The sequence below is a fragment of the Streptomyces griseicoloratus genome (assembly GCF_014534645.1).
Lineage (GTDB): Bacteria > Actinomycetota > Actinomycetes > Streptomycetales > Streptomycetaceae > Streptomyces > Streptomyces griseicoloratus.
The window spans coordinates 1-8873 of the sequence record NZ_JACVQF010000098.1 but is presented as its reverse complement, the minus strand read 5'-3'; the positions used below and the strand labels follow the sequence as shown (position 1 = coordinate 8873).

At 73.0% G+C, this 8873-nt stretch carries 6 protein-coding genes; 3 read left to right on the top strand and 3 right to left on the bottom strand.

Annotated features, from left to right (window positions below; genetic code table 11):
* Positions 1 to 280 precede the first annotated feature (280 nt).
* Complete coding sequence (locus H0H10_RS02605) at positions 281 to 829, bottom strand: MarR family winged helix-turn-helix transcriptional regulator (RefSeq protein WP_188179139.1); 549 nt, start codon at positions 827 to 829, stop codon at positions 281 to 283.
* A gap of 136 nt (positions 830 to 965) precedes the next feature.
* On the opposite strand from H0H10_RS02605, the gene H0H10_RS02600 reads away from it, so the two are divergent.
* Entirely contained in the window at positions 966 to 2243 is a 1278-nt protein-coding gene (locus H0H10_RS02600; RefSeq protein WP_188179140.1) for an MFS transporter, read from the top strand.
* Positions 2244 to 2282: 39 nt separating this feature from the next.
* Here the strand turns inward: H0H10_RS02600 and H0H10_RS02595 are convergent, their stop codons facing one another.
* Both H0H10_RS02595 and H0H10_RS02590 read right to left on the bottom strand, forming a co-directional pair.
* A complete protein-coding gene (locus H0H10_RS02595; protein ID WP_188179138.1) occupies positions 2283 to 3923 on the bottom strand; it encodes an ATP-binding SpoIIE family protein phosphatase in 1641 nt (546 codons plus the stop codon).
* Between the two features lie 171 nt (positions 3924 to 4094).
* Positions 4095 to 5474 (bottom strand): NAD(P)/FAD-dependent oxidoreductase, encoded by a 1380-nt coding sequence (locus H0H10_RS02590; RefSeq protein ID WP_188179137.1) that lies wholly within the window; start codon positions 5472 to 5474, stop codon positions 4095 to 4097.
* A gap of 375 nt (positions 5475 to 5849) precedes the next feature.
* Between H0H10_RS02590 and H0H10_RS02585 the strand changes: the two genes are divergently transcribed.
* On the top strand, positions 5850 to 6614 hold the full coding sequence (locus tag H0H10_RS02585; protein ID WP_188179136.1) for a TetR/AcrR family transcriptional regulator: 765 nt from the start codon (positions 5850 to 5852) through the stop codon (positions 6612 to 6614).
* Positions 6615 to 6868: 254 nt separating this feature from the next.
* Complete coding sequence (locus H0H10_RS02580) at positions 6869 to 8740, top strand: sigma-70 family RNA polymerase sigma factor (protein ID WP_188179135.1); 1872 nt, start codon at positions 6869 to 6871, stop codon at positions 8738 to 8740.
* Positions 8741 to 8873 lie beyond the last annotated feature (133 nt).

The window sequence follows — 8873 nt, the reverse complement described above, 5'->3', positions numbered from 1 at the left end:
CCTTCCGGGCTCTGATTCCCCGTCAGAGGGGGTTGTCTTCGCGGCCGTTGGGCCGTTCCGACGTCTCAAACCTTAGCGGACTCTCTCCGCGATTCTCAAATCGCGTCGGAATTGAATTCGGGCATGCCGAATTCGTTCCCGCTGGGAGGTTGTGCTGGTGGTTTGAGGTGCCGCACTCAAGGGCGGCGGCGCTGCCCGCAGAACCGTTACGGCCCCGTGGCAACTCGGAGAACCTTACGGATCGGGCACATGGCTGTCAAGGGCCGTCTGTCAAGATCTTTTAGTCGAGGTCGGTGAGGCGACCGCCGGCGTCCGGCTGGGCGTGCTCCACCCTGCGCAGGAGGCGGGTGAGGACCTCGCCGAGTGCCGCGCGCTCCTCCGGCGAGAGGTCCTGGAGGAGGTCCTCCTCGAAGACGGTGGCGAGGCGCATGGCCTCCAGCCACTTCTCGCGGCCCTCGCCCGTCAGCTCGACGATGACGCGGACCCGGTTGCTCTCGTCGCGCTCCCGGGTGACCAGTCCCTCGGCGACCATGCGGTCGATGCGGTGGGTCATCGCGGCCGGCGTCAGGCCGAGGCGCTTGGCGAGGTCGCTGGGGCCCAGACGGTAGGGGGCGCCGGACAGGACGAGCGCCTTGAGCACCTCCCACTCGGCGTTGCTGATGCCGAGCTCGGCGGTCTGGCGGCCGTACGCGACGTTCATGCGGCGGTTCAGCCGGGAGAGTGCCGAGACGATCTTCTCGACCTGGGGGTCGAGGTCCTGGAACTCGCGCTGGTAGGCGGCGATCTGTTCTTCGAGTGTCGGCTCGCCGGCGCCGGAGGTGTCGCCCATGGTCCGCAGTATGGCATGAGGGTCCTTTGCCTTGAAGTCCTTCACTGTGTACTCTTTAGCATCGAACTTTAGCTTTGAAGTCTTCAGTCCTAACTACTGGGCTGGCTCCCTGAGAGAGGTGAACGTGACCAGGGCGATGGGCGCAGCGATGCGCCGGATCCACGTGGGCAACGCACTCAGCGCGTTCGGGCTCGGTTTCACCGTCCCCTACCTGTACGTCTATGTGGCGCAGGTCCGGGGACTGGGTTCCGTGACGGCGGGTCTCGTACTCGCCGTCTTCGCCGTGGCCGCGCTGATCGTGCTGCCGTTCGCCGGGCGGGCGATCGTCCGGCGCGGCCCGCTTCCGGTGCTGCTGGTCGCCCTGGTCACCGCCGCGCTGGGCGCGCTGAGCCTCGGTCTCGCCGCCTCCGCGGCGACCGTGCTGCTGTCCGCCGCCGCGCTCGGCGCCGGGCAGGCCGTGATGCAGCCGGCGCTCGCGACGATGATCGTGGACTGCTCCACGTCGGAGACGCGGTCGCGGGCGTTCGCGATGCAGTTCTTCCTGCAGAACCTGGGCCTCGGTGTCGGTGGTCTCATCGGCGGGCACCTCGTCGACACCACCAGCGCCGCGTCCTTCACTCTGCTGTTCGCCATCGAGGCGGCCATGTTCCTGGTGCTGGTCGCCGTGCTGGCGACCGTGCGGATGCCGCACGCGCCGCGGGTGGCCGAGGTGCCGGGCCGGTCGGCCGGGGGCAGCTGGAAGCAGCTGCTGGGCAACCGGGCCATGGTGCAGCTGTGCGTGCTGGGCTTCGTGCTGTTCTTCGCCTGCTACGGGCAGTTCGAGTCCGGGCTGAGCGCGTACGGCGTCGAGGCCGCCGGGATCTCCACCTCCGCGCTGGGCACGGCGCTGGCGGCGAACACGCTGGTGATCGTCGTCGCGCAGTTCGCGGTGCTGAAGTTCGTCGAGCGGCGGAAGCGGTCCCGTGTGATCGCCGGCGTGGGGCTGATCTGGGCCGTGGCGTGGGCCGTGGCCGGGTACGCCGGGCTGGGGCACGGCAGCCAGGCCATGGCGACGGCCGCGTTCATCTCGACGTACGCGCTGTTCGGGCTGGGCGAGGCGATGCTGTCGCCGACGCTGGCCCCGCTGGTGGCCGATCTGGCGCCGACCGGGATGGCCGGGCAGTACAACTCGGCGTTCGCCCTGGTGAAGCAGCTCGCGCTGGCAATCGGTCCGGCGGTGGGCGGGCCGCTCGGGGCCTCGCTGCACGCGCCGTACGTCGTGGTGTTCCTGCTGTTCTCGCTGGGGATCTCGGTGCTGGCGGTGCGACTGGGGCGGCAGCTCACGGAGGTGCAGAACCAGCCGGCGCTCGCGAGGAGCCGGGTGGTCACGCAGGGCGGTGCGCCGGCCGAAGCCGTGGCCGCCGCGGAGGCCTGAGCGAGGCCGTGCGCCAAGCCGTGACGAGGCTGCCGCCCGTCACGGCTTCGGCAGGACGAATTCGCACCAGACCGCCTTCCCGCCGCCGGGGGTGCGTCTGCATCCCCAGTTGGAGGCGATCGTCGCCACGATGGCGATGCCGCGGCCGGACTCGTCCCCCGGTTCGGCGCGTCGGCGTCTGGGCAGGTGGTCGTCGCCGTCGGTGACCTCGATGATCAGGCGGCGGTCGGTGCGGCGCAGGCGCAGGCGCATCGGGGGCGTGCCGTGCTGGAGGGAGTTGGCGACCAGTTCGCTCGCCGCCAGGACGCCCAGGTCGTGCAGTTCCGTGGGGAAGCGCCAGCTGGTCAGGACGCCGGAGGCGAAGGCACGCGCGCGTGGGGCCGCCTCGATACCGCCGAGCAGTTCCAGGGTGGCGTTGTGGAACAGTTCGGCGTCCGGGCCCGTGCGGGCGGGGTGCTGGAGGACCAGGACGGCCACGTCGTCGTCGTGGTCGGCCGTGACGCCCGCCGAGCGGACCAGGCGGTCGCAGACGACCTGCGGGCCGCCGGTCGCGCCGGCGAGGGCGCGTTCCAGGGCGGCGATGCCCTCGTCCAGGTCCTCGTTCCTGCGTTCCACCAGGCCGTCCGTGTAGAGGACGGCGGTGGAGCCGGGGGTCAGGGAGATCGAGCCCGACGCGTGCATCCAGCCGCCGGTGCCGAGCGGGGGTCCGGTGGGTTCGTCGGCGCGCTGGACGTTGCCGCTCTCGTCGCGGACCAGGATGGGGAGGTGGCCCGCGGAGGCGTACACCAGTCGGCCCTCGTTGGGGTCGTGGATGGCGTACACGCAGGTGGCGATCTGGTTGGCGTCGATCTCGGTGGCCAGGCCGTCGAGGAGCTGGAGGACCTCGTGCGGGGGGAGGTCGAGGCGGGCGTAGGCCCGTACGGCCGTGCGGAGCTGGCCCATGACCGCCGCGGCCCGCACTCCCCGGCCCATGACGTCGCCGATGACCAGGGCGGTGCGGCCGCCGCCGAGGGTGATCACGTCGTACCAGTCGCCGCCGACCGCGGCCTCGGTGCCGCCGGGGTGGTAGGTGGCGGCGACGCGCAGGTCGTCGGGCTCCTCCAGTTCCTGGGGGAGCAGGGAGCGCTGGAGGGTGACGGCCGTCTCGCGCTGGCGGCGTTCACTCGCGCGGAGGCGTGCGGCGGCCTCGGCGTGGTCGGTGACGTCGGTGGCGAAGACGAGGACCCCGCCGGCGTCGCCCTCGGTGACCGGGGTGCAGGTGAAGGTGTAGGAGCGGCCGTCGGGTGCCTTGCGGGACTTGAGCGTGCGGGGTCTGCCGCTGCGCTGGACCTGGTCGAGGAGCGGGAAGAGGCCGAGTTCGTCGAGCTCGGGGAGGGCCTCACGCGCGCGGTCGCCCGGGGTGCGTGCGCCGAAGGCCGCCGTGTAGGCGTCGTTGACGTAGGCGATGCGGTGGTCGGGGCCGTGGACCAGGGCGACGAGGGCCGGGACGCGGTCGAGGACGTCTCGCACGGGCAGGTCGTCGACGGCGGGTACGGGGGGCGCTTCGTCGGTCAGTTGTTCGGTGCGGGCGGCGGGTACGGAGCCTTCTCCCCGCCTGTCCGGGGAGACCGTGGTGTCGGTCCGCGCTGCGGCGCGGCGCTGCGTTCCGGGGAGTCGGGCGCTCCAGCGCGTGAAGTTCACGAATCCTTGCCTCGTGTAGTTGTCGGCGGCCGGCACCGGAACCGGCCGGGGTCCCGGGGGCCGCGCGGGGCGAGCGGCGGCCCGCCCACGGTCGTGGACCAGTCTGGCAGGGTGCCGACCGGGCCGACATCCGTCAGACGCCGGGCCGGACGACGGAGTTCCTGAGTCCGGTCAGGACGACCCCTTCGGGTCTCCCGGGGGTTCCTGAGAAGGCTTTCCACCGGCCGCGAGTTCGAACTCCGCACGGGGATGTTCGAGTGAACCGAGGGAGACGATCTCCCGTTTGAAGAGCCCGGCGAGCGTCCATTCGGCGAGCACGCGCGCCTTGCGGTTGACGGTGGGGACCCGGCTGAGGTGGTAGGCGCGGTGCATGAACCACGCGGGGTAGCCCTTGAGCTTGCGTCCGTAGACCTGGGCGACGCCCTTGTGGAGGCCGAGGGAGGCGACGGAGCCCGCGTACTTGTGCGCGTACGTGTCCAGGGGCTCGCCGCGCAGGGCGTGCGCGACGTTGTCGCCGAGGACCCTGGCCTGGCGCAGGGCGTGCTGGGCGTTGGGGGCGCACTCCCTGCCGGGTTCGGCGGCGGTGACGTCGGGGACGGCGGCGGCGTCGCCGGCGGCCCACGCGTGCGTGGTGCCGTCGACGGCCAGTTGCGGGGTGCACTTGAGCCGGCCGCGCTCGTCGAGGGGCAGGTCGGTGGCGGCGAGGACCGGGTGGGGCTTGACGCCGGCCGTCCAGACGACCGTACGGGTGGGGAAGCGGGAGCCGTCGCTGAGGACGGCGACCCGGTCCGCGCAGGACTCCAGGCGGGTTTCGAGGCGCACGTCGATGTTGCGGCGGCGCAGTTCCGCGACGGTGTAGCGGCCCATCTCCTCGCCGACCTCGGGCAGGATGCGGCCCGTGGCCTCGACGAGGATCCACTTCATGTCCTCGGGCCTGACGTTGTGGTAGTGGCGGGCGGCGTAGCGGGCCATGTCCTCCAGTTCGCCGAGGGCCTCGACGCCGGCGTAGCCGCCGCCGACGAAGACGAAGGTGAGGGCGGCGTCCCGGAGGGCGGGGTCGCGGGTGGAGGAGGCGATGTCCATCTGCTCGATGACGTGGTTGCGCAGGCCGATGGCCTCCTCGACGGTCTTGAAGCCGATGCCGTGGTCGGCGAGGCCGGGGACGGGGAGGGTGCGTGAGACGGAGCCGGGGGCGAGGACGAGTTCGTCGTAGGGCAGCGGGCGCGCGCCCGTGCCCTCCTCCTCGGTGGCGAGGGTGGTGATGTCGGCGGTGCGGGCCTCGTGGTCGATGGACCGGGCTTCGCCGACCACGACCCGGCACCGGTCGAGGACGCGGCGCAGCGGCACGACGACGTGACGCGGGGAGATGTTTCCGGCCGCCGCCTCGGGCAGGAACGGCTGATAGGTCATGTACGGGTCGGGACTGACGACCGTGATCTCGGCCTCGCCCCGCCGCAGCTCGCCCTTCAGCTTCCGCTGCAGACGCAGCGCCGTGTACATCCCGACGTAGCCGCCGCCGACAACGAGAATGCGCGCACGTTCCTTCACCATCCCATGACGCACCCGGCGCTTGCGTTTGTCCACAGGCCCGGCGATTTGTGTGACCGGAGGGCGGGCGGGCGCCGGGTGGCCGAAATCGCCGGGGCGGGGAACAGTCCCGCAGGTCAGCGGGGGTCGGCCGGAGGGCAGGAGGAGGCGCATACGGGGCGTATGCGATCCGTACTCCGATCGGGGGGCGCTCCGTGCGGAACCTGCCCCTTCTGAATTGACTCCCGCTCAACTATGTTCGTCTCCTCGGGGTGTGGGGGGATGCGCTCATCGGGTCCGCGACGGGCGGGCCGCGGAACCGGGCCCTGCTCCGCACGCTCCGGCTTTCAATGGCGGGGAGAGTCTCCGGGGGGAGACGTCATTACCGGGGGATTGTCTATGCATGTTCAGGACTCTCATTGGTCGTCCGCATCCGCTGTCGCGACCGGCGGCGCGGCGGCGGGCGGCGGCCGCGGGGACGGAGCGCGGACGGCACCGCTGCGCGTCGACGCCCAGCGCAATCTGGAGCACGTGCTGCGCGCGGCGCGCGAGGTGTTCGGCGAGCTGGGGTACGGCGCGCCGATGGAGGACGTGGCGCGGCGCGCACGGGTCGGTGTCGGCACGGTGTACCGGCGCTTCCCGAGCAAGGACGTCCTGGTGCGCCGGATAGCCGAGGAGGAGACGGCGCGGCTGACCGAGCAGGCCCGCGCGGCGCTCGGTCAGGAGGACGAGCCGTGGTCGGCGCTGTCGCGCTTCCTGCGGACCTCGGTGGCCTCCGGCGCCGGCCGGCTGCTGCCTCCGCAGGTGCTGCGGGTCGGAGTGGCGGACGACGGCTCCGGCACGGCCGACGAGCCCCGTGTACCGCAGCAGCGCGTGCAGCCGGGCTCCGGTGAGCTGCGGCTGGTGCCCGAGGAGCCGGCGCCCGTCGGCGCTCCGGGGTCCGCGGAGGACGACGCCGGGGCGGCGGCGCTGCTGGAGGTCGTCGGCCGGCTCGTGGAGCGGGCGCGTACGGCGGGCGAGCTGCGGCCGGACGTGTCGGTGTCGGACGTACTGCTGGTGATAGCCACGGCGGCGCCCTCGCTGCCGGACGCGGCGCAGCAGGCGGCGGCCTCGGCCCGGCTGCTGGACATCCTGCTGGAGGGTCTGCGGTCGCGGCCCGCGTGAGACGACGGTGGCCGCGGCGGGCGGGGGGATCCGGTTCCGTGCCGCCGCGGTCACGGCCGGCACCGCGGCCCGGTCGTGCCCGGCGGGCACAACTGCGGCAGGGTCTTTCCCGCCGGGGTGACGTTTAGTACTGCCTTGCGGCAACTCCCCACGGACGGGTGATGGTGGGCACAGGGGGGTTGTGACCAAAAGCCAATATGGCACTCTGACCCGGTGTTCGGGACTGGGCGGGCAGGTGGCGGGGGCTTTCCGCGATGAGTGTTGACGGGCGGGACGGGTCACTGGGCGACGACGGTGCCGAGCCCGGCGGTCAGCCGCAGGTGCCCGGACAGGGCGGCCCGGCGCAGGTCCCGCCGGACTCCGGCCGGGCGGAAAGCGGTGTCCCGGCGCAGCGCGACCCGCACGAGAACAGTGTCCTGCCGCCCCCGCGCGAGCTGCCCGCCTCCGACGCCGAACTGATCGGACGGATGCGCTCGGGCGACGACACGGCCTACGAGGAGCTGTACCGGCGCCACGCGGAAGCGGTCCGCCGGTACGCACGCACCTGCTGCCGCGACGCGCACACCGCGGACGACCTCACCGCCGAGGTCTTCGCCCGGATGCTCCAGGCGGTGCGCGGCGGCTCCGGTCCCGAGCACGCCGTACGCGCGTACCTGCTCACCGCGGTCCGGCGTGTCGCCGCCGGGTGGACGCAGTCGGCCAAGCGGGAGCAGCTGGTCGACGACTTCGCGGTGTTCGCCGCGCAGACCGCGCACGGCTCCAAGGTCTCGGACGACGACACCCTGGAACTGGGCGCCGACGTCCGCGCCATGCACGAGGCCGAGCAGTCCATGGCCATGCAGGCCTTCCGGTCGCTGCCGGAGCGGTGGCAGGCCGTGCTGTGGCACACCGAGGTCGAGGACGAGTCGCCGAGCGAGGTGGCCACGCTCTTCGGTCTGGACGCCAACGGCACCCGTGTGCTGGCCAGCCGCGCCCGCGAGGGCCTGAAGCAGGCCTATCTCCAGGCCCATGTCAGCGCCGCACTCGCCGACGACGAGGAGTGCGCCCGCTATGCCGACCGGCTCGGCACCTACGCCCGCGGAAGGCTTCGCACCCGGGCCGAACGGGGGCTGCGCAAGCACCTGGAGGAGTGCGCCAAGTGCCGGCTGGCGGCCAGCCAGATCGAGGAGGTCGCGAGCGGCATTCCCGCCGTGGTGCCGGTCGCGGTCATCGGCTGGTTCGGCGCCGCGGGGTACGCCAAGGCGGCGGGGCTCATCGCCGGCGGCGCGGGGGCGGCGGGTGCCGCGGGCGCGGCCGCCGCGGCGGGCGGCGGTGCCTCCGGTGGGGCGGGCGCCGGGGGCGCGGCGGCCTCCGAGGGGCTGGGGGCGCCGGTGAAGGCGGGTATCGCGGCCGGCGTGGTCGCCGTGGGCGCCGCGGCGGCGCTGGTGCTGGCGCTGACCGGCAACGACAGCCCGCCCGAGGAGCCGAAGGCGGCCCCGCCGGCGTCATCGCCGGTGGCCCAGCCGGCCCCGGACACGCCGGCACCGCCCACACCGACCCCCCGCCCGAGGCCCTCGGTGATCGCACACCGCCCGGCTCCTCCCCCCACACCCACCCCGACACCGCCCCCGTCGCCCACCCCAGAACCGACGCCGACACCCACGCCGACACCGACGCCCACGCCCACGCCGAGTCCGACGCCCCCGCCCGTCCCCACGGTGTACCGGTGGAGCGAGCTGGCGTACGACGTCAGTGGCGACGGCACCGCGCCCGAGATGCGGATCGGCGAGAGCGGCTGGGTGTGGCAGCGGTCCACCGTGTCGATCGCCGACGAGCGGTACGCGCACGGCGTCACGGTGCACGGCCGTTCGTCCGTCACCATCGACCTCAACCGTCCCTGTTCGTCCTACGACGCGGTGGTCGGCGTCGACGACATGACGATGAAGCTGGGCAAGGTCCACTTCTCGGTCCACGCCGACGGGGTCCAGCTGTGGAACTCGGGGATGGTCAAGGGCGGCGATCCGGCGGTGCCGGTGCATGTGGACATCGCCGGACGGGAGACGGTACGGCTGGTGGTCGAGCCGCACAGCTCCGTCGACACGGTCGCGCTCGCGGACTGGGCGCAGTCGCGCTTCACGTGCACCTGACCGCGACCGGCGTTCCCCTTGATCCCGGCGTGGGTACGGGCCGGGGGTGGGACGCGCAGCCCGGCGCCACCGGGGTGCCGCCCGCGCCCACCCGTGCCGCCCTGGGGGTACCTCCCAGGCCGTTCAGGCACTG